The organism is Neobacillus drentensis (genome assembly GCF_036965245.1).
Taxonomy (GTDB): Bacteria; Bacillota; Bacilli; order Bacillales; family Cytobacillaceae; genus Neobacillus; species Neobacillus drentensis_G.
Genome location: NZ_JBALPG010000002.1, coordinates 18976 through 40373 on the forward strand (window position 1 = coordinate 18976; position 21398 = coordinate 40373).

Here is a 21398-nt window from a genome sequence, read left to right on the forward strand (position 1 = left end):
TAAGGTACCTTACTTATCAATTCGTATGTTTCAGATTTTCTTAGAATATCAATTTTTCAATAACACAAATAAAAACATCTATGTTTTCCCGCGTTGCACAATCTTTAAGTTTATAAAAAATAATAAATATGGGGGTAAATCATGAATAAGAAAAAATTATTTTCCGGAATTGGCGCCGGTGTTCTTTCCCTAAGTCTCCTTTTAACGGGCTGTGGAAATGCAGATAAAAGCGGCTCCAAAGAAGGTTCAAAAGGCGATGTAACAATAGATGTATTCCAATTTAAAGTGGAATTTAAAAAGCAATTTGAAAAAGTAGCGAAAGAATATGAAAAAGAACACAAAGGTGTAGATATCAACATTACGACTGTTGGCGGCGGTGAAGATTACGGTGCAGCCCTAAAATCAAAATTTGCGTCAGGTAAAGAACCAGCCATCTACAATATTGGTGGACCGCAGGACGTAAAAGATTGGCAAAAAAAATTAGCTGACCTATCCGATACAGAAGCTTCAAAAGCAGCATTAAAAGGAACACTTGATGGCGTAACAAATGACGGAAAAGTACTTGGCTTACCTTACAACCAAGAGGGTTATGGTTTCATTTATAACAAGGCTGTCTTTGAAAAAGCCGGTATTGATCCAAAATCAATCAAGAGCTTTGCAGATCTTGAAAAGGCAGTAAAAACGTTAGATTCTAAGAAAAAAGACCTTGGTCTTGAGGCAGTATTTGCTCTACCTGGTAAAGAAACTTGGGTAACTGGATTACACTTATCAAACACGTTCCTTGCACCAGAATTTGATAACAATGTGTTAAACGCATTTAACGCGAAAAAGGTTGATTTCAAATACGGTGATTCGTTCAAAAAAGTACTTGACCTACAAAACGATTATTCCGTACAGCCGACTGTAAGCCTTGATTATTCTAAGCAAGTAGAAGAATTATTCTCGCTTCAAAAGGTAGCAATTATTCAACAAGGTAACTGGGTATATAGTTCAATCGCAGGCATAGATCAAGATTTCGCAGATAATGGTATTGGCATTTTACCAATCCCTGTTGAAGGATATAAAGAAGATGCGATTCCGGTTGGAATCCCAATGTACTGGGGTGTAAACAGTAATAAAGATGAAAAAACTGTTGCCGAAGCGAAAAAATTCTTAGACTGGTTATACACTTCTGATAAAGGTAAAGAAACAGTTATTAATGATTTTAAATTTATTCCTGCTTATGATGGATTTGATGCATCAAAAATCAGTGACCCGCTTTCTAAAGAAATTTATCAATATTCACAAGATGGCAAGACAATTGGCTGGACATTCATGGGTTATCCAACTAGTTGGGGACAAAATGAGCTCGGAGTTCAAATACAAAAATATTTGAGCAAAGATGCTAAATGGGAAGATGTCGTAAAAACCACTCAAGCAGCTTGGGAGAAATCAAGAAATAAATAATACCCTCTGATCACAGATAATGGGTCCTACTTGTAAAAGTGTGGACCCATTATAAATTAGCAGAGAGGCAAGGGGCTGGTTCATAAGACGGCACTCTTGGCATTAACGCTTTACTTAAGAGATAAGAAAGTATAATTTTCGACTTTGAGGATTATCTAGCTCCATAAGATTAACCTTAGGAAGCGATTCCTCGTACGAAGGAAAAGCGTTAGCTTTTTCGAGGAGCGCCTAGCGGCTAGTGAGCTTCACTAAACGGACGCTTGCGCATTTCTTATCACTCAGCCCCTTTTCTTTCATATTTATTACAAACTTAAGAATTACATTGGAGGTTTTTACCATGATGCGTACTCGGGATGTATCCTACTGGTTATTCTTAGCACCGGTTCTTTTAGCATTGTCCATGGTGGTTATTATTCCGCTGGTATTTGGGATTTATTATTCATTTACAAACTGGAACGGAATTGAAGTGGGCGGATTTATCGGCTTTGAAAATTACCTTAATGTCTTTAAGGATAAGGAATTTTTAGACTCACTATGGTTCACGGTTAAATTTTCAGTTGTATCTATTATTTTCATTAATTTCTTTGGCCTTGCATTAGCCCTTATTGTTACATCAAAAATTAAAACAAGTAAATTCCTCAGAACCATCTTTTTTATGCCAAACCTAATTGGCGGCCTTATTTTAGGCTTTATCTGGCAGTTTATTTTTACCAAAGTATTTGCCGGGGTGGGAAATTTATTTGGCATTGAAAGTTTAGAAGGCTGGCTCTCCACAACAGAAACAGGATTTTGGGGCTTAGTGATCCTAATGAGCTGGCAAATGTCCGGATATATTATGGTCATTTACATTGCATACTTAGAAGGAGTACCAACTGAACTTATTGAAGCAGCTGAAATTGACGGCGCAAGCCCATTCCAGCGTCTTCGCTACATCGTGTTTCCACTTGTAGCTCCTGCTTTTACCGTTAGTATGTTTTTAACCTTATCAAATACCTTTAAGCTCTACGACCAAAACCTATCACTAACAGCAGGGGGACCATACAATTCCACACAAATGGTGGCGATGGAAATTTTCAAAACGGCCTTTGGTGAAAGTGAAATGGCTTATGCTCAGGCAAAAGGAGTAATCTTCTTTATCATTGTTGCAGCGATTTCGTTAACGCAAGTGTACATCAATAAGAAAAGGGAGGTAGAAATGTAATGGGACGAAAATATAAATGGCCGTTGGAGATTCTCGGTGTGGTATTAGGTCTCATATGGCTCTCTCCTTTTTACTTAATGATTGTGAATTCGTTTAAATCGAAAAAGGAAATTTTTGCAGATACATTAAAGCTCCCTGAAACATTTAATTTTGATAACTACATTGAAGCCTTTAACGAACTGGATTTTTTAAAGACATTCTTAAACTCAGTCATTATCACCGTTGTAAGTGTTGCGGTTATCATCGTGTTTTCTTCAATGGCTGCTTATGCCCTTTCAAGAAACAAAGGTAAAGTAAGTACGATCGTGTTCTTTATGTTTGTTGCAGCAATGCTAATTCCGTTTCAATCGGTGATGATTCCGCTTGTTTCGTTTTTTGGAAAAATGGAATTGCTAAATCGTGTGGGAATTATCTTTATGTATTTAGGATTTGGCGCAAGTCTATCGATCTTTTTATACCATGGTACTTTAAGCGGAATTCCAAAATCCTTGGACGAAGCTGCGACCATTGATGGAGCTAACCGGTTTCAAATCTTTTGGTATATTATCTTCCCAATGTTAAAACCGATTACCGTTACGGTGGCGATTTTAAATACCATTTGGATTTGGAATGACTATTTACTTCCGTCCCTTGTCATCAACCAAGAAGGTATGGAAACAATCCCATTGAAAATGTTCTTCTTCTTTGGTGAATATACGAAACAATGGCATTTAGCGCTGGCAGGATTAACAATCGCCATCATCCCAGTTATCATCGCCTACTTCTTTGCACAGCGGGAAATTATCAAGGGAATTTCCGAAGGTGCTGTTAAATAAGAAATAATCTTTTATATAATAGTAAAATAGCAACTTTTGGAATTAGGGGGAAGTAATGGTGGTAACAATTAAAGATGTGGCAAGGGAAGCGGGTGTAGCGCCTTCAACGGTTTCAAGGGTGATTGCTAATAACCCGCGAATCAGTGAAAAGACAAAGAGACGTGTAAAAGAAGTAATGGACAAACTAGGATACTATCCTAATTTGCAGGCACGGAGCTTGGTTGCTAAAAGCACTCAAACCATTGGAGTGATTATGCCGAATTCGGCCTACCATGCCTTTCGAAACCCATTCTTCCCTGAAGTATTAAGAGGAATCAGTATGACCGCCCATGATCGTAAGTACGGGATTTATCTTTCAACCGGATCGTCGGAGGAAGAAATTCACGACGAGGTTCTTTCCATGGTGAATGGAAGGCGTGTAGATGGAATTGTTCTTTTATACTCACGGGTAAATGATCGGACGATGAACTATCTTGAGGAATCAGGATTTCCTTTTACCGTTGTTGGAAGGCCTAGTGCGAATGAAGAAAGAATAACGTTTGTGGATAATGACAATATTTTTATAACGAAGCAGGTAACCAATTATTTAATTGAGCAGGGGCATCGAAATATTGCATATGTAGGTGTAAATCCGGATTTTGTCGTAACAATTGATCGAATAAATGGGTACAAAGCGGCACTAATGGAGGCAGGACTTCCTGATAACGATGTCTTCCTTGTTCATGAAGATTTAGTTAAAGAAAAAGGGAAGGAAGTCATTCAGTCACTTATGTCGTTAGACGTTCCACCTACCGCACTTGTCACACAGGATGACTTAATGGCATATGAAATGATTAGTCATTTAGATACCTTAAACATAAAAGTACCTGATGATATTTCGATCGTTAGCTTTAATAACCTTTCATTATCAGAGCATTCTAAGCCTCCGTTAACATCTGTAGATATCGGTACATTTCAATTAGGCCATGTAGCAACACAGTGTTTAATTGAAAAGATTGAAAATCCTGAGACATTACCTAAGCGAATTACGATTCCAACAAAGCTGATTGAACGAAAATCTTGTGCAGCAAAAAAATAAAGTTTTGATGGAACGTGAAAGCATCAACATAAATAGAGTCAGTGAGGATTTAACATGAATAAATTATGGTGGAAAGAAGCAGTTGCCTATCAGATTTATCCCCGCAGCTTTAAGGATTCGAACGGGGACGGAATTGGTGATATTCAGGGCATCATTTCTAAACTGGATTATTTAAAGGATTTAGGAATTGATGTCATCTGGATCAGCCCGATGTATCAATCGCCTAATGATGATAATGGATATGATATCAGTGACTATCAGGAAATCATGGCCGAGTTCGGAACAATGGCAGATTTTGATTTGCTGTTAAAAGAAACACATCAGCGAGGCATGAAATTGATTCTGGATTTAGTCATCAACCATACAAGTGATGAGCATCCATGGTTTATCGAATCCCGTTCCTCTAAAGAGAGCCCGAAGCGGGATTGGTATATTTGGCGGGACGGTAAAGAAGGAAAAGAGCCAAATAACTGGGAAAGCATTTTTAGCGGCCCTGCATGGGAATATGATGAAAAAACAGACCAATATTTCATGCATATTTTTTCAAAAAAGCAGCCTGACCTTAATTGGGAAAATAAAGATGTTCGTCATGCTCTATATAAAATGATCACCTGGTGGCTGAATAAGGGGATAGACGGTTTTCGTGTTGATGCCATCAGCCATATTAAGAAAGAAGAAGGTCTCTTGGATATGCCAAATCCTGAGGGGCTGCCATATGTCTCTAGTTTTGAAAAAATGATGAATGTTGATGGGATTCATACCCTTTTACAAGAGTTAAAGGAAGAGACATTTTCCAAATATGATATTATGACCGTTGGAGAAGCAAACGGGGTAACGGTTGACAATGCGGAAGATGTAGAGAATTGGGTCGGAGAAAAATCAGGGAAATTCAATATGGTGTTCCAATTTGAGCATCTGGCACTTTGGGATGCTGAAACGAAAAAAGCCCTTGATATTGTTGAGTTAAAGGATGTCTTATCCCGATGGCAAAAAGGCTTGGAAGGCAAGGGTTGGAATGCCTTATTTATCGAAAATCATGATAAATCGCGTGTTGTCTCTACTTGGGGAAATGATCAAGAATATTGGTATGAAAGTGCCACCGCGTTTGCAGCGATGTATTTTTTGATGCAGGGAACACCGTTTATTTATCAAGGTCAGGAAATAGGGATGACCAATGTTCAATTTGACTCGATTGATAACTATGATGATGTTTCGGCAAAAAATATGTACCGTTTGAAGCGTGCGGAAGGAATTCCACATGAAGAGATCATGGAGGTCATTTGGTCTTCCGGACGTGATAACTCCCGGACACCAATGCAATGGTCTGCTGAAGAAAACGGCGGCTTCAGTACTGGAACTCCTTGGATGAAGGTGAATCCGAATTACAAGCACATCAATGTAGAAATTCAGGAGCATGACGCCAATTCCATCTTGAACTTTTACAAAAAGCTGATTCGTTTGAAGAAGGCGAATGAAGTGTTTACGTATGGTACCTATGAATTGCTGCTTAAAGATGACACACAAATCTATGCTTACACCCGGACGTTGAATAAAGAAAAGATGATTGTCATCGCTAATCTTTCTGCGAAGCCGGCAGAATTTCAGGGAGTTTCCTTGGATAATCGGAATTTGCTGTTGAACAACTATCCAGTTTCCAAGCATCAACCACTTGAAAAAATAACATTAAAACCATATGAGACAAGAGTATATCGAGTTTAAAATAAAAAGACGATTCAATACTGAATCGTCTTTTTCTGGCCGATAGGAAAGGTTGACTTTCCTATCAGACATTAGTGTAACTACGCAACTGAGTTCACCCTTGGGGCACGCCAATCGGTGATTTTTCTTTAACAGCTAATTTAAGCAGCCGCTTTTGGTGTCTCTTTGCCAACACCTTTTTTACTCATTTTTCTGATGAAAGGAATTACCCATCTGTCTAAACCGATTCTACCAGCATTATATCCAGCAGCTAGGATGATAAAGCCTAGGAAGATATCTGTTGGGTTGTGAGATACAGTACCTGCTAGGAAGAAGCTAAAGTTCATTACTAAGCCAAAGAACATTGCAGCAGTTGTTAAGCAGCCTAAGAGTAATCCTAAGCCTATTAATAATTCACCCCAAGGAACGATGAAGTTAAAGAGATCAACATTTGGTAAGGCAAATCCTTTTAAAAATTCAACATACCAGCCGTAAACAACCGCACCGTCCGGCCCTTTTACCGGGTTAGCTGTAACACCTTTTAAAAATCCAGATGCGTCAAATCCTCCTGTTATTTTGTGTAATCCTGCTGTAAACCAAGAATATCCAAGGTATAAACGTATGACTGTTAAGAGGACGGCAGAGATTTTATTTTCTCTCAAAAATTTGTTAAACATAATGCATTCCGCCTTTCTTTTTATTATTTGTTTCTTTCTACTTCCAATATATTAGATTTTCATATAAAAAACATGACTATAGTGATAAGTTCAAAGTTTGTTCGAAATGTTTTGACAAAAGTATGTCAGTCTAATTCTGTTACATTTTAGTACATTTATAATAGGCATTGGCCAATGAATATCAATTTTTCGAAAAAATAAAATTAAAGTTAGAAAAAACAATGCAATCGCTTATATCCGTCTAAACCTTTGATTGTGAAAAAGGTAAAATTTTGTTATTTTTAAGATACAAAATAATTTTTATTGTGCGTGAGATCAACAAAATGGAATAAGGGAGAAAACAAATATGGGGAAACCCAAAAAATTAAACCTTCAACGTATTTGGATACTCATTTTTAGTTTGATTGTTCTTACAGAACTGCTAGATTTTGCTGCTTCAAGTCTTTTTCCAGCCATTAAGTATGCTTCTATAATCATTGTTATAGGGACTTTACCCCTTCTGATTGTTACGATAAAGAGGGTAAGAAAAAAATATGAAGAGCTTAGGCAAAGCAAACTAAAATTGAAAAATATATTTGATACCCTCGATGTTGCTATCTGGTCACATGATTTAAAATCCGACACCTTGTTAATTACCTCAGGAATTGAAAAATTATATGGGTATACTTATAAAGATTTTTATCAAGATCTCGATCTATGGAAAAAGGTAATTTATCCAGAAGACGTATCTTTTTTATCTGAAAGAGCAGCGAGGTTAGCCAAAGGAGAAACCGTTACTAGTGAGTATCGGATTGTGCGGCTTGACGGAGAGGTTCGTTGGATACAGGACAGGGGTTTTCCAACGCTCGATAGTAACGGAAACTTTGTCGACTTTAATAGTGTTTTATTTGATATAACGGATCGCAAAGAAAGCGAAGGCAGGTATCGTAGTTTAGTAGAAATGTCACCTGATATTATTGCGGTCGTCAGCAATGATAAAATCGAATATATTAATGAGGCAGGTTGTAGGCTAGTCGGGGCCAGCAATCCGGAAAAATTAATTGGACAATCTCCGTTGAAATTTGTACCTGCAGAAATTGTTGAAGCGTTTAAAATTAGGGGATCCCAGCAGCAAGAAAAAAGATTTAGACTCGAATTTCAGGTTAAACAACTGAATGGCGAGACAATTGATGTTGAAATGGCTTCTGCTCCGATCTTTTATGAAGGCAGATTTGCTGTCCAGGTGGTTGGAAGGGATATTACTGAACGAAAAATTGCCGAAAAAACTATCCAAAAAATGGCCTATCACGATTCGTTGACAGGTTTACCAAATCGAAATCGCTTTAGGAATTATCTTAACGAAGTGTTAAATCGACAACAAGAAAATAAGACATTGGCTGTTTTATTTTTAGATTTAGATCGATTTAAGATTATTAATGATACAAAAGGGCATACCGTTGGAGATATGATTCTCCAAAAAGTAGCGGACAGGTTAGAAATGGCTGTTCAAAATGAAGGGTTTGTCTCAAGGCAGGGCGGGGACGAATTTATTATTTTACTAGAAGATATTGATAAAGAAAGAGCAAGTGTTGTTGCTCAGCGTATTCTAAATGAATTTTCTGAGCCAATAGAAGTGAACTGTCAAGAATTTTTTGTCACTCCTAGTATTGGAATCAGCCTTTATCCTTCAGACGGAAAGGATGAGGAAACATTATTAAAGAATGCAGATACGGCAATGTACCAAGCCAAAGAACGTGGGAAAAATAACTTCTGTTTCTATTCTTCCAATTTAAATGGGGTATCGATTCGGAAAATGGAGCTGGAAAATGGTTTAAGGAAAGCAATGGAACAGAATCAATTAACACTTCATTATCAACCACAGGTATCCTTGGAAACAGGGGAACTAGTTGGAATAGAGGCATTAATTCGTTGGCAGCATCCCGAGTATGGGTTTATTGCACCTTCTGAATTCATTCCATTGGCAGAGGAAACAGGGCTGATTGTTCCAATTGGTAAATGGGTGATATGGGAAGCCAGCAAACAAAGAAAAGCTTGGGAAATTGCCGGCCTTTGTGAAGTTCCGATTGCTGTAAATGTTTCTGTACGCCAATTTGAAGATGACTATCTTATGGAATATTTTTCAGCAGTTTTGGATGAAGTTGGACTTCAGGCGAATCAATTAGAATTAGAAATTACTGAAAGTATTATGCAAAACTTAGAGAATTCAACGATTATCCTAAATAAACTAAAAAAACGCGGGGTACTGCTTTCTATCGATGATTTTGGAACAGGCTATTCCTTGTTGAATTATTTAAAGCATCTTCCAATCGATAAAATTAAAATTGATAAATCCTTTGTCGATGATATTCTTTACCATTCAAACCAAGGTATTATGGTAAAAACGATAATTGATATGGGGGTGAATTTTAATTTTACCGTAATTGCGGAGGGGATTGAAACAGATGAACAACTTGCCTTTTTAAAGAAAAATAAGTGTAAGATTGGTCAAGGGAACCTGTTTAGCAAGCCAATACCAGCATGTCAAATGGAAGAATATCTATTAAAAAGAAATAGAAAAAGTGGTATCACTATATAATTTGGTGTACCACTTTTTTGCCGATAGTAAATATTACTTTCCTAGCAGGTATAAGTGCAACTACGCCTCGCCCTTAGGGGCTCGCAATCGGCGATTCTTTTTCTCATACGGTCATATGGACTTTTCTTTCCCATGGTTTCATGAGCCATCTTCTTAAGGCAAAGCAGCCCCGCAGCCATTCATCAGCTCCTTGAGCAAGCCAAATGCCTAATAGTCCTAATCCATAATGAACCCCTAATAGATAACTAAGAGAAACAGCAATGCCCCACATCGAAAGTATTCCAATAATGACTGGAAAGCGGACATCACCCGCTGACTTCAGAGAACTCATCAAAACGATATTCATAGCTCTGCCAGGTTCGACAAAAACAATCGCCCATAATACGGGTAGACCAACGGCAATAATGCCCTGGTCTTTTGTAAATGCCTCTAATAATGGTGAGCCAATCATGGCCATAATTAACGATGTAAGGAGAGAGGCAATCATTGAGATCTTTAGTGTACGAATGCCGCGCTTTAGCGCCCTATTAAATTGTCTAGCGCCAATGTAACGAGCCACCAAAAGCTGCGTTCCTTGGGCAATCGCCAACGTGAACAAAAAACAGATCATGTTAATATTTAATATATAGACACGGGCGGCAAGGGAAGCTGTGCCCATGGAAACAACAAAGCTTGTAATGATCAGCTGGGAGAGTTGATAAGAAAGATTTTCACCCGCTGATGGAATTCCAATTGCCAGCAGCCCTTTGATATCTTCCTTTTTTGCTTTAAAAATATCACTGAAAGCCAGTTTTAAAGAAAGTCTGTTATACACTAGGTAGATTAGTGCACAGACGGCATAGGCCCGTGCGATAACAATCGCCCATGATACTCCGGTTACACCTGTAATCGGTAAGCCGAAAATCCCTGAAATGGCTATGATATTTCCGCCAATACTGATGAAATCCATGACCACGGTCACAACCATCGATTCTTTTGTGTATCCGTGACTGCGAAGGATGGCACTTAACGCGAGTGAGATGGATTCGAAAAAGAGAGAGATTCCGCATATTCGGACAAATGTAAGTCCGTAGTCGTATACTTTTCCCTGAATATCGAATAAATGTAAAAGCTGTTCTCCAAAGAGGAAAACGATCACCGCCACCACAATGCCGAACCAGAAATTCAGTCCAAACACAGAGCGTGACAGCTGTCTTGCGTTTTTCAAGCGTCCGGCTCCGAGGTTTTGGCTAATCAAAACGGTTGCCCCAATCGAAGTAACAGTAAAGACTAAAATAAAAATGTTTAATAGCTGGTTTGCTACGCCTACTCCAGCTGCTGCAGCATCAGAGTAATGACTCAACATGAACGTAGCAATAATCCCAATACCCATATGAAGGGCCAGCTCAATAAAAAGCGGCCAAGAAATACTGAATAACGATTGTTCCTGAAACTTGTTAGTTTGTTCTTCCAAGCTAAAATACTCCTTTGTCATATTAACTTATTAAAATATCATTCCCATTGTACACCTAACCGGTTATTAAAAATAGGGGTGGGTGTTTTAAAAGCATCAATATCTATAATTCTATTATTAAAATGTACTTGATCCATTTCGTAACGTTCTTTCTAAAGAATGCTTCTGTGAACTATAGATTTAACTTACCATACGCAGATTAAGTCCAAGAAAGATATGCATAAAAAAATACCTGATGACTTCATTAAATTTCAAAGTCATCAGGTATTTTTTATTATATGTTTGTCAGTGAAATGCAAGGTACTAATCGGTTTATTGACTCCATTTCATCCCCACAGTTAAGGTGCAGCAATTAATTGGATTGTACGGGGTTGGTGGTGTTGTCAGAATGAAATGCACATCGGTAGGATTAAACTTGGTTACTACCGGGACTCTTAGACCAATAGATTTAATCATTTTGTCCACTTCGGCATTTTTCCCTTGCTGGGCAGCGCTCATCAATTTTCTAGCAAACGAAACATTACCTAAGCGGTTTAGTAATATACTTGCTTGTTCCATTAATTGGCGAAATGACTTAACCGAACCTTCAAATATTTTAGGATCCACAGCCGGATACGTACGGGGAATTGGATAGTTAACCATACTTGCTGGATAGGGCGGCATCAGTTGAATAACTGGATAATGATACGGGTTATATGACATGCTTCACTCTCCTTCCATAAGGAATAACAAAAGACAGTATACGATATGATATTTAGGAATTATTGGTTACTTAGAGTTTTAAACAGAAACGTGATACAAATCACCGTCATGCTTGTCCATACTCAAAGTCAAAATTTATACTTTCTCTCAAAAAAAGCGCTTGGATTTTGGAAATCCAAGCGCTTTTTAGCATTAATGTATCCGGATATCGCCACTAGAAACATCTAGGTCGATTTTATACTTTCCAGAGCCATGTTTGCCCTGAATACTGTGTTTATTATGCTCTTTTGTGGTCAATGGAAAATTACATGAAATGTTGCCGCTGCTGACATCACTATTAAGAGTAAAATCAGCGTTATCAGGTAAATCAAGCCCCACATCCCCTGAGCTTACATCCATTTTAACCGAATCTGCTAACTTATCCATTTGAATATTTAACTCTCCCGATGAAACATCAGCTTCAATTGCACCAATGTAGTGTTTGATATCAAGGCTACCGGAACTAAGGTCAACAGTGCCTAAATTCGTTTTGAACGAATCGATCTTCACATTTCCAGAACCTACGTCTTGCTTCCATTGTTTAACGATTAAATTTCTGAAATTCATGTTCCCAGAACCAATATCAACGGTTAATTCATCTAAGTTCATCGGCTTCTCTTTAGACTGTCCGGAAAAATTCAAATTTCCTGAGCCTAAATCAATAATCATATTCCGGTTATAATCTTCTGGAATGTAGATTTTTAGCTTGGATTTTTCCGAAAACGATGACCAATTGAACCAATTAGATCCCTTGCTTTTTACAGAAACCTCCACTGTATCCCCATTTTCAGAAACTTTTAATTTTTGCTTCCCGTTATAAACTGCTTTTAAATTGGGCCGATCCTCAGGAATAATTGTTGTACTGACACTTGAAACATCTACTTTAATTACCTTGATATCATTTGAAATGGCTGCTTGCCCGTCTTTATTACCGTCACTGCCGGCACCAAAAATATCTAAGCGATAGGCTTGATTAAAGACTATATATAATCCGGTAATCACTAATAACAAAATCAATATTCTCTTCATTTGTAACATCCCCTTTTCTTTCATACTCCTTCTATATATAGGTTAAGAAATCCTTCACCTTTCTTCCATGTACCGGAGATTTATTTTTATCTAAGACTTAAGGTGTATTTAAGAGATGAACGACTTGCGTTTGTTGAAAAAAGGAACTCTTATAGCTAAACAAGAATACAAAAAAGGTATTTTTTCATTATAGATTCCATTGGGCATCATTTGGTGCTTTAATTGAAAAAGGATATCTCAATGGTTAGTTGAAAGTCCATAGAAGTTATTGGCGACTGAACTATTGAAATGGATAAGAGCCTGGTCGCTTTTGGGGGTATTTGTTAAATTTAAGAATAAGGTGAGTGATTACAATGCTGCAAGCAATCATATTGTTTATATTTGCTGGATTAGCCGAAATTGGCGGGGGTTACTTGGTCTGGCTGTGGCTGCGGGAAGACAAGCCATTATGGTATGGAATACTAGGAGGGATCATCTTAATTTTATATGGAATTATTCCAACACTTCAAAATTTCCCGAGCTTTGGACGGGTTTATGCTGCATATGGGGGAGTTTTTATTATTCTCGCAGTATTGTGGGGATGGGGAGTTGATAAAAAGACACCTGATACATACGATTGGGTTGGTGCCTTTATTTGTTTAATTGGTGTTTCGGTCATGCTCTGGGCACCGAGACATTAATTTATTGATCAAAAATTCCAATTCGATATTTTTTTCGATTACCGAAAGATTTAATCGGTCCTTTAATAAAAATTGTGTTATTCTTTGTAATGGAGGTGCACAAAATGACATACAAAAAAATCACACCGAAAGAACTCCATGAAAGACTGCAAAGTGGTGAAAAGGTACGTCTACTGGATGTCAGGGCGGAAGAAAAATTCAATGAATTTCACATAAAGGAAAGCCGTAATCTTCCAAAAAACGTTATTTTTCAACTGGACGAGAAACAAGATGCTCAGCTATCCTTACCGAAAGACCAAGAAATCATCGTGACCTGCACAACTGGTAATTCTGCATCTAAGTGTGCCGCTATCCTAAATACTCACGATTATCATGTGACTGTATTGGATGGAGGTCTTACGGCGTGGAAGGTATATATGAATTCACTGGAAGATTGATAGGGAGAAACCTTACATGCTGCAAAAGTTAAATAAGCAACTAGAAAAAATCATGCCCCTTATCACTCCGGTTAGTGTGGTAATAGGTGTGCTGCTCAGTACCTATTTGAAGGATTTTTCCTTCTTAATCCCTTGGATATTTGCGTATATGACCTTCGCCGGAAGTTTAAGTTCTAATTTCCAATCATTAAAAGAGGTCATGATCCATCCGTTTCCTATTTTCTTGGTGATGTTGATCCTGCATATTCTGATGCCTCTTTGGGCTTGGGGAGTCGGTCATATCGCCTTTTCTGGTGATGTTTACACGATTACTGGTCTTATATTAGGCATGGTCATCCCAACAGGCATCACAAGCTTCATCTGGGTTTCGATCTACAAAGGTAACATTCCCTTGGTCTTATCGATTATCTTAATAGATACATTACTGTCGCCAATCCTTGTTCCATTTTCACTTTCGTTATTTGTCGGTCAAAGGGTTGAACTGGACTTCATTAGTATAATGAAAGGGTTATTAGGCATGATTGTCATCCCTTCCGTAATCGGTATGTTGTTAAACCAGGCAACAAAGGGGAAAATTAATTACCAACTAGGCACACGTCTAGCTCCTTTTTCAAAAATGAGCATCGGCATTGTCGTCATGCTCAACGGATCAGTTGTTGCACCCTATTTGAAAAATATCAATCTGAAACTTGTCAGTATTACAGTAACGGTTTTTTTCATTGCTTTAACGGGGTACTTGTTTTCCTTCCTTTTAGGGAGGTTGATGAAACGAGATCGAGACACTGTTATTACTCTGACTTTTTCAGGTGGAATGAGAAATATCAGTGCCGGTGCCGTACTAGCAGTATCCTTTTTTCCGGCAGCGGTTGCTGTGCCTGTGGTTTTAGGAATGCTTTTTCAACAGGTGCTTGCCTCGACGAATGGGCATTTTCTCGATCGGTTTTATAATAAAAAAGTGGAAAAGAAGGAATCAATTGCTCTATAAAAAAGAAGGTGTTTTATGAATGAATGACTTAACTAGAAAAGAAAACGGCTTTTTGACAGGGGTTCAGGGCATCCAATGGGCTGTCTTTATGCTAACGAATATCATCGCTGTGCCGGTTGTAGTTGGAGCGGCCTTTCATATGTCTCCGGCAGATATTTCAACCTTTATGCAGCGAATGTTATTTGTCTCAGGTGCCGCAACGTTAATCCAACTATTTATTGGCCATCGCCTGCCTGTTGTCGAAGGAGCTGCAGGGATGTGGTGGGCAATCTTTATTTTGCTTGGCACGATGAGTGCTCCAAGTGAGCAGGGGCTTTTACTGCAGCAATTAGAAATGGGACTTATCATAGCTGGTATATTTTTAGCCATTTTAGGATTTTTACCGATTATTGAAAAAGTTCGTAATCTATTTACTCCGATTGTAACGGGTGTATACTTGATTCTCTTGGTTGCTCAGCTTAGCGGTTCATTTTTTAAAAGTATGCTTGGAATCAGCGCGACAGGCCAGTTAAATGGGAAAATTGCGTTGATTTGTTTCATTGAAATTGTCATTATCTTATTAATTTCCTTAAAAGCAAATGGAATATGGAAGAGCATGGGGCCGTTCATTGGTATTGTTGTTGGCTGGTCGCTGTTTCATTTTTTCGGATTAATTCATCTAGGAAAAACCTATGAGCCAAAAAGCTGGTTTACGGTACCCAAATTATTAGACTGGGGCTCTCCAAAATTTGATGTCGGGATTGTACTAACATCTATTATTACTTCGGTAGTTCTTATTTCGAACGTGATTGCAGGCATTTTAGTTGTGGGAATCGCTTTGGAAAAAGAAGTGAAGCCAAAACAATATCAAAAGGGTATATTAGGAAACGGGATCACCTTGTTCGTTTCCGGTTTATTTTCAGTGGTCGGGGTAGTTCCTTTGTCCGTTTCGGCGGGATTTATTACGACAACAGGAATTAAAAAGATACGACCGCTTGTCATCGGTGCGGTCTTAATTATGGCTGCTGGATTTTTTCCCTATATCGCTGAATTTTTATCGACGCTGCCATTAGAGGTTGCCTATGCTTCCTTATTTATTCCTTTTTCACAAATGATGGGCTTTGGGATTCGCGATCTTATGGGGCAGAAACCGTCATCGCGAAATTTACTCGTGATTGGACTATCGTTAATGGTCGGAATTGGCATGATGTTTATGCCCACTGAAGCATTTGAAAGTGTTGCACCATGGCTGCGAAACATTGTCGCTAATGGACTGCTCGTCGGATTAATATTTTGTTTATTGCTTGAGCATGTGCTCTTCCGAGAAAAGAAGGGCGCTATTAGTACAAATAACTAGAATAAGTATACATTCCCCTTGGAACAATTGGCGAGGGGATATTTTTTTAAAAGATATGAAATTTCGATTTTTAGAATTGTCCGGCTCCATTAGAGTAAGCTTCGGAAACAATATGTTGCACAATGGAGAAGCGTTAGCCTTTTCGAGGATCAGCCAGCCGCTAGTCGACTTTGCTTTCTTCCTACGGTATGTCAGAAAAGTCATTACTAGTAGTTTCGTTTAAGATAGGTTAATTAAATTGTTGTGATGTTTTTCCTTAAGATATAATGGAAATAACTTTTATCATTAAGGTATTAAAGTGGGAGGTACATATGAGGAACAAACTTTTTGTAGACAAAACGATGGAAATTGATGCACCGGCTTCGAAGGTATGGGACGTCATTACAATTAGTGAGTATAATAGACAATGGGCGCTGGAGTTCTCAAGCGGCGGGCCGCAGTTTTACCTCGAATCGACTTGGGAACTTGGAAGTCCCGTACTTTGGAAAGGTCAGGACGGGACAGTGATCGTTGAAGGGAATGTAACTGCTGTCCAGCAATATAGACTACTTCGCTTTACCGTATTTGACGTTCGCAGCCCGGAAAGACCGCCGGTTACTGAAGAAGACGGCATCACCTTTAAATTGTCTGAGGAAAATGGAAAGACGATGCTGCATATTTTACAGGGAGATTTCTCTGCAATGACGGATGGAGAAAAATACAGAGATGCTAGTGCCGATATTTGGGATAAAGTGCTGCCAAGGGTAAAAGAAATGGCGGAACAACTTTAATTAGTTGACTATCATGGGGCTAGGTATTTTTTTCAGCTAGTCCCTTTATTATGGTAAAATTTAATAAAAAGGGGTTTTTGAAACATGAATATTATCGACCTTCATTGTGACGCCTTGTTGAAGCTCCAAGAAGCGAACGGGTCTTTACGATTTTCGGATTCACCCGAATTACATACAAATAAAAAACGGTTACAACAAGGTAAAATCAAGGTACAATGCTTTGCGATTTTTATTGAACCATATATTAAGGGCGATCAAAAGTTCCAAGTTGCCCTTGAGCAAGTCGATTATTTTTATAAGGAAGTGCTTGGGAAAAATCCGGACATGGTTCATATTAAAGAATGGTCTGATTTTGATCGTCTTAAAATTGGTCAAATTGGTGCAATGTTAACGCTGGAAGGTGTAGACGCCATCGGCAACGATTTAGCGAAGCTCCATATTCTCTATCAGCTGGGGGTTCGCTCGGTTGGTCTGACCTGGAACCAAGCGAATCTTGCAGCAGACGGTGCCGGCGAGCCTCGTGGCGGGGGATTTACACTATTTGGAAAAGAGATTGTTGAGTTTAATAACAAGCATCAAATCCTAACAGATGTGTCGCATTTAAGTGATAAAGGGATTTGGGAGGTCATTGAACTAGCCAAGTATCCGATTGCAAGTCACTCCAATGCGCGGGCACTTTGCAATCATCCGCGAAACTTAACGGATGAACAGGCAAAAGCGATGTTTGCCAAAGGCGGTCAGATTCATGTTGTTTACTATCCTCCATTTGTAAAAGAATCTGGCGAGGCTGCCCTTACCGATCTTGTGAACCATATTGATCATTTTTGTTCATTAGGAGGGGTTAAACAAATTGGCTTTGGTTCTGATTTCGACGGAATTTCTACCTTTGTCACGAATTTAGAAGATGCCTCTATGAGTCAAAATCTCATTAATGAATTGTTAAAGCATTTTAAGGAGGAAGAAGTAAGGGGGTTTGCATTCGAAAACTTCCTTAACCATCGGCCAGGGATTGGGCTATAAATGCTGTGGAAACACTAAATGTAATAATAGATTCTTTGAAATAATGGAAGGTTTTTAGTTCGTTTAAAAATTTTGGAACATAAGAACCCTCCCTATAACTCTATGGAAAATAAAAAGTATCTTAAATTTTCATACTAGATTCAAACACCATTCTATAGTTATTTTCAATAATTATAAAATGGTGTTTTTCATGTATAGCCAGTAGTTGAATAGCCTGAATTAGGTTAGGATACTTAGCTATTGGATCTAAAAACACAATGTGTCCGGCAATATCTTCTTCAATATTTTTAACTAATGCTTCCATTTCATATGTTTCGTTCAAAAGCAGCCGCTCTAATTCGATTACATCCATAGAGTAGCGTATTCTTTTTGGGGGTACTAGAATCCAAGGAGCTTTCATCCCTCTTCCTTTTTTCTCTTTAAATTCAACATAAATATCATGTATTTCAGTTGCATATGGTGTATGTCTTTTTATTTTGGCATATGGAATAAGTATTAAGGAAAATTTGGCAGCAACTTTAAGCATTCTTATAATTAAATATAAGTGAAATATATGCTCTCCTATAGACCATTTTTCATCTTCTTTTCGATACCATAGTTTTTCTTGTGGCAGTGATTTTATTTTGAGCATGAATGGAGCTCTTTGCTGAGTTAATGTTTGAAAATGTTTTGATATACTTTCAGATTTCATTTATTAGTATCCTCCGATTATCATGGGCTTTAGAATCGTATCTTTAGAGTCACGTACTCTAAATTCGAATATTGAGCGGGCCTAGTATTCTTTAAAAGCCCTTAGCTTAATGGCATAGCGGGATACCGTCTATATCTTTTTATCTATGCATCTAAGGCAGAACATACCGTTATGAACCGCTTTGCAAAAAATCTGCTCTCTTTTTCTTTTTGCTTTTTACTAATCATACTATAGAGGTGAATCAAAACTATAAAATATTTTAAAAGATAAAAATACTAATTCCTAAAAATAATTTTACCCTAAAATGATATCTTTCCCAAATTTTTCATGAATTTTACAAAATAATGTCACTAATCTATCAAATGTAGTGCGAAAATACATGTCAACTACTTTTAAAATAAATATGGGATAATTTTTTTTTGTAGTATTTGTGAAGGTTTTCACATAAAGTCATAAAAACGGAGGAGTTAAGATGAATTATCAAAACGTGTTCAATGAAGGAAAAATAGGTAATCTGACACTGAAAAACAGAGTTGTCATGCCACCCATGGGAACGAATCTAGCTGGTATTGAAGGTGAAGTCACTGATCATCTAATTGCCTATTATGAAGAAAGGGCAAAAGGTGGAACTGGGCTAATTATTGTTGAATTTACCTGTATCGATTATGAATATGGGAAAGGATTTATTAGGCAATTAAGGTTGGACGATGATCGCTTTATCCCAGGGATACATCGTTTAGCCAATGGGATACATAAATATGGGGCGAAGGTTTTTGTACAAATCCATCATGCAGGCAGACAGTCAAATTCATCGTTAATACATGGTAAACAAATCGTTGCTCCTAGTAATGTTGCTTGTGCTGCGGTAGGTGAGGAACCTCGGGAATTAACAACAATAGAAGTAAAAGAGCTAGTAAATAAATTTGTTCAGACGGCCGTAAGATGTAAGCAGGCTGGGATTGATGGAGTTGAAGTTCACGGTGCCCATGGTTATTTAATTAACCAGTTTTTAAGCCCTGAGGCAAATTTACGAACTGATGAATACGGGGGAAGCTTTGAGAATCGGATGAGATTTATCAAGGAAATCATTGATGGAATCAGAGAAAAGTGTGGTGAGGACTACCCTGTTACCGTTCGTCTCAGTGTGGATGAATTTATAGAAGGGGGTATCGATTTAGAGTTAGGTAAGGATATTTGTCGATACTTAGAAAAACTAGGAGTAGATGGACTGCATATTAGTTGTGGAACCTATGACTCTATAGACAAAATAATTGAATCCCCGTTATATGAACAAGGCTGGAGAGTCTACCTAGCAGAGGAGATAAAAAAAGAAGTAAATATTCCAGTGATCACTGTTGGGTCAATTCGTGAACCACAATTTGTAGAAAACATTTTAACCGAGGGAAGAGCAGACTTTGTGGCCATAGGCAGGGGATTAATTGCTGATCCCGAGTGGGTAAACAAAACGAGGGAAGGTCGCGAAGCTGAAATTAGAAAATGTATTAACTGTCTCCATTGTATACATTCAGCTATGGGTAACTCACACATTCATTGTACCATCAATGCTAGAGCCGGCAGAGAACTAGAGTTTAAGGAGCTGCAGCGCCTTCCTTCTAATGAAAACCGCCATGTTGTGATCGTTGGTGGTGGCCCAGGTGGAATGGAAGCGGCGCGAATTCTAACATTAAAAGGATATCATGTAACTCTTTTTGAAAAGGATAATAAGCTTGGTGGTCAATTGCATCTTGTAACTGACCCAATTTATAGAAAGAAAATGAACTGGCACATTAATTACCTCAGCAATGAAATGAAACGCTTAAATATTGATGTCCGTATGAATACAGAGGCTACTGTTGAAGAGATCACAACTTTCAATCCATATGCTGTTTTATTGGCAACGGGCGGAAGACCAAAGCTCCCACAGGTGGAAGGCAATGATTTAGATCATGTTTATACTTATGAAGACGTAAAATTACAGGAAAAAGTATTTACTAATAATAAAGTTACAGTTGTAGGTAGTGGTATGACCTGTCATGGAACTGTTCGCCGACTTGCAGAAGCTGGTAATGATGTTACTTATGTAGAAATTCTTACAAAAGCAAGTAAAAGAATTGGACCTGAAACAAGATTAAGGCTTCTTAATAAGCTCAAACAAGAAAATGTGGACATTGTTACGGATCACAAATTGGTAAAAATACTTCCAGACAGTATTATCGTAGAGGACTTAGTTTCTGGAAAACACTCAGAAATTGAATCAGAGTATATCATTGTTGCAATGGGTGTAGAGGCGTATAACCCATTAGAGAAAACCTTAAGGGACCAGATGGAAAATGTTTTTGTATTAGGAGATGCAGCGGGCTATGGATCCCTTAGTGAGGCTACCCGGGGCGGCTTTGAAAAGGCATATCTCCTTGAATCCATTGTTACACACAAAAGGGAAGAAGAGGTATTGGAAACAGTTTGATTTAGATACACCGAGAGATATTTCCAACCGTCATTAGTTTAATGGCACAAGGATACTTCCCTGCAGATAAACTAGTAACGAAACGCATCACTCTTGATGAAGTAATCGACGAAGGTTTGGAAGGGCTACTAAAAGAAAGAAATCATATAAAAATCTTAGTAAAAGCTGAATAATTGTTTGAGAGGGTGTCCGATAAGTTATGTGGCCCCCCTTTTTTTATGAAAATTTTGATTTTGTAGGTAAAGATGCCGATCAGTTGGAAACAACAAATGGAGTAAGTCCACATTATAAACGAAAATTGA

18 protein-coding genes and 1 pseudogene are annotated in these 21398 nt (G+C 38.1%); 14 read left to right on the forward strand and 5 right to left on the reverse strand.

Annotation, left to right across the window (positions count from 1 at the left end; translation table 11 throughout):
* Window positions 1–141: 141 nt before the first annotated feature.
* The 5 genes from V7150_RS00235 (at window position 142) to V7150_RS00255 (ending at window position 6259) form a co-directional block, all read left to right on the forward strand.
* On the forward strand, window positions 142–1446 hold the full coding sequence (locus V7150_RS00235; RefSeq protein WP_335512450.1) for an ABC transporter substrate-binding protein: 1305 nt from the start codon (window positions 142–144) through the stop codon (window positions 1444–1446).
* A 340-nt stretch (window positions 1447–1786) separates the two neighbouring features.
* The gene (locus V7150_RS00240) at window positions 1787–2647 is read left to right on the forward strand and encodes a carbohydrate ABC transporter permease (RefSeq protein WP_335512564.1); all 861 of its coding nucleotides are present in this window, start codon (window positions 1787–1789) and stop codon (window positions 2645–2647) included.
* Window positions 2647–3462, forward strand: a complete 816-nt coding sequence (locus tag V7150_RS00245; protein ID WP_335512452.1) for a carbohydrate ABC transporter permease — start codon at window positions 2647–2649, stop codon at window positions 3460–3462. Before V7150_RS00240 ends, V7150_RS00245 begins: the two co-directional genes overlap by 1 nt.
* Window positions 3463–3517: 55 nt before the next feature.
* Window positions 3518–4540, forward strand: coding sequence for a LacI family DNA-binding transcriptional regulator (locus V7150_RS00250; RefSeq protein ID WP_335512454.1), 1023 nt, complete (start codon window positions 3518–3520; stop codon window positions 4538–4540).
* Window positions 4541–4594: 54 nt separating this feature from the next.
* Entirely contained in the window at window positions 4595–6259 is a 1665-nt protein-coding gene (locus V7150_RS00255; RefSeq protein ID WP_420490237.1) for a glycoside hydrolase family 13 protein, read from the forward strand.
* Between the two features lie 140 nt (window positions 6260–6399).
* On the opposite strand, the gene V7150_RS00260 is transcribed toward V7150_RS00255, so the two are convergent.
* Window positions 6400–6915 (reverse strand): DoxX family protein, encoded by a 516-nt coding sequence (locus tag V7150_RS00260; protein WP_335512455.1) that lies wholly within the window; start codon window positions 6913–6915, stop codon window positions 6400–6402.
* 346 nt (window positions 6916–7261) lie between these two features.
* Here V7150_RS00260 and V7150_RS00265 point away from each other — a divergent pair, with 346 nt between their 5' ends.
* A complete protein-coding gene (locus V7150_RS00265; RefSeq protein WP_335512457.1) occupies window positions 7262–9490 on the forward strand; it encodes a putative bifunctional diguanylate cyclase/phosphodiesterase in 2229 nt (742 codons plus the stop codon).
* 103 nt (window positions 9491–9593) lie between these two features.
* Here the strand turns inward: V7150_RS00265 and V7150_RS00270 are convergent, their stop codons facing one another.
* The 3 genes from V7150_RS00270 to liaG form a co-directional block, all read right to left on the reverse strand.
* Window positions 9594–10943, reverse strand: coding sequence for an MATE family efflux transporter (locus tag V7150_RS00270; RefSeq protein ID WP_420490238.1), 1350 nt, complete (start codon window positions 10941–10943; stop codon window positions 9594–9596).
* A 312-nt stretch (window positions 10944–11255) separates the two neighbouring features.
* Window positions 11256–11645 carry a hypothetical protein gene (locus tag V7150_RS00275; protein ID WP_335512461.1) on the reverse strand — a complete coding sequence of 130 codons (390 nt, stop codon included), beginning with the start codon at window positions 11643–11645 and terminating at the stop codon, window positions 11256–11258.
* A 192-nt stretch (window positions 11646–11837) separates the two neighbouring features.
* Window positions 11838–12713, reverse strand: a complete 876-nt coding sequence (gene liaG / locus V7150_RS00280; protein ID WP_335512462.1) for a LiaG family protein — start codon at window positions 12711–12713, stop codon at window positions 11838–11840.
* Between the two features lie 353 nt (window positions 12714–13066).
* Here liaG and V7150_RS00285 point away from each other — a divergent pair, with 353 nt between their 5' ends.
* The 6 genes from V7150_RS00285 (at window position 13067) to V7150_RS00310 (ending at window position 17941) form a co-directional block, all read left to right on the forward strand.
* Window positions 13067–13393 (forward strand): YnfA family protein, encoded by a 327-nt coding sequence (locus tag V7150_RS00285; RefSeq protein WP_335512464.1) that lies wholly within the window; start codon window positions 13067–13069, stop codon window positions 13391–13393.
* Window positions 13394–13497: 104 nt separating this feature from the next.
* A complete protein-coding gene (locus V7150_RS00290; protein WP_335512466.1) occupies window positions 13498–13830 on the forward strand; it encodes a rhodanese-like domain-containing protein in 333 nt (110 codons plus the stop codon).
* Window positions 13831–13846: 16 nt separating this feature from the next.
* Entirely contained in the window at window positions 13847–14815 is a 969-nt protein-coding gene (locus V7150_RS00295) for a bile acid:sodium symporter family protein (protein WP_335512468.1), read from the forward strand.
* Window positions 14816–14834: 19 nt separating this feature from the next.
* Window positions 14835–16151, forward strand: coding sequence for a purine/pyrimidine permease (locus V7150_RS00300; RefSeq protein ID WP_335512470.1), 1317 nt, complete (start codon window positions 14835–14837; stop codon window positions 16149–16151).
* A gap of 311 nt (window positions 16152–16462) precedes the next feature.
* Window positions 16463–16921: an SRPBCC family protein gene (locus V7150_RS00305; RefSeq protein WP_335512472.1), complete on the forward strand. Its 459-nt coding sequence runs from the start codon at window positions 16463–16465 to the stop codon at window positions 16919–16921.
* 84 nt (window positions 16922–17005) lie between these two features.
* Window positions 17006–17941 (forward strand): dipeptidase, encoded by a 936-nt coding sequence (locus V7150_RS00310; RefSeq protein WP_335512474.1) that lies wholly within the window; start codon window positions 17006–17008, stop codon window positions 17939–17941.
* A gap of 121 nt (window positions 17942–18062) precedes the next feature.
* Here the strand turns inward: V7150_RS00310 and V7150_RS00315 are convergent, their stop codons facing one another.
* Window positions 18063–18632: a DinB family protein gene (locus V7150_RS00315; RefSeq protein WP_335512477.1), complete on the reverse strand. Its 570-nt coding sequence runs from the start codon at window positions 18630–18632 to the stop codon at window positions 18063–18065.
* A gap of 472 nt (window positions 18633–19104) precedes the next feature.
* Between V7150_RS00315 and V7150_RS00320 the strand changes: the two genes are divergently transcribed.
* On the forward strand, window positions 19105–21096 hold the full coding sequence (locus tag V7150_RS00320) for an FAD-dependent oxidoreductase (protein ID WP_335512479.1): 1992 nt from the start codon (window positions 19105–19107) through the stop codon (window positions 21094–21096).
* Window positions 21097–21104: 8 nt separating this feature from the next.
* Window positions 21105–21269 (forward strand): annotated as a pseudogene (locus V7150_RS00325) (butanediol dehydrogenase); the annotation flags it as partial.
* Window positions 21270–21398 lie beyond the last annotated feature (129 nt).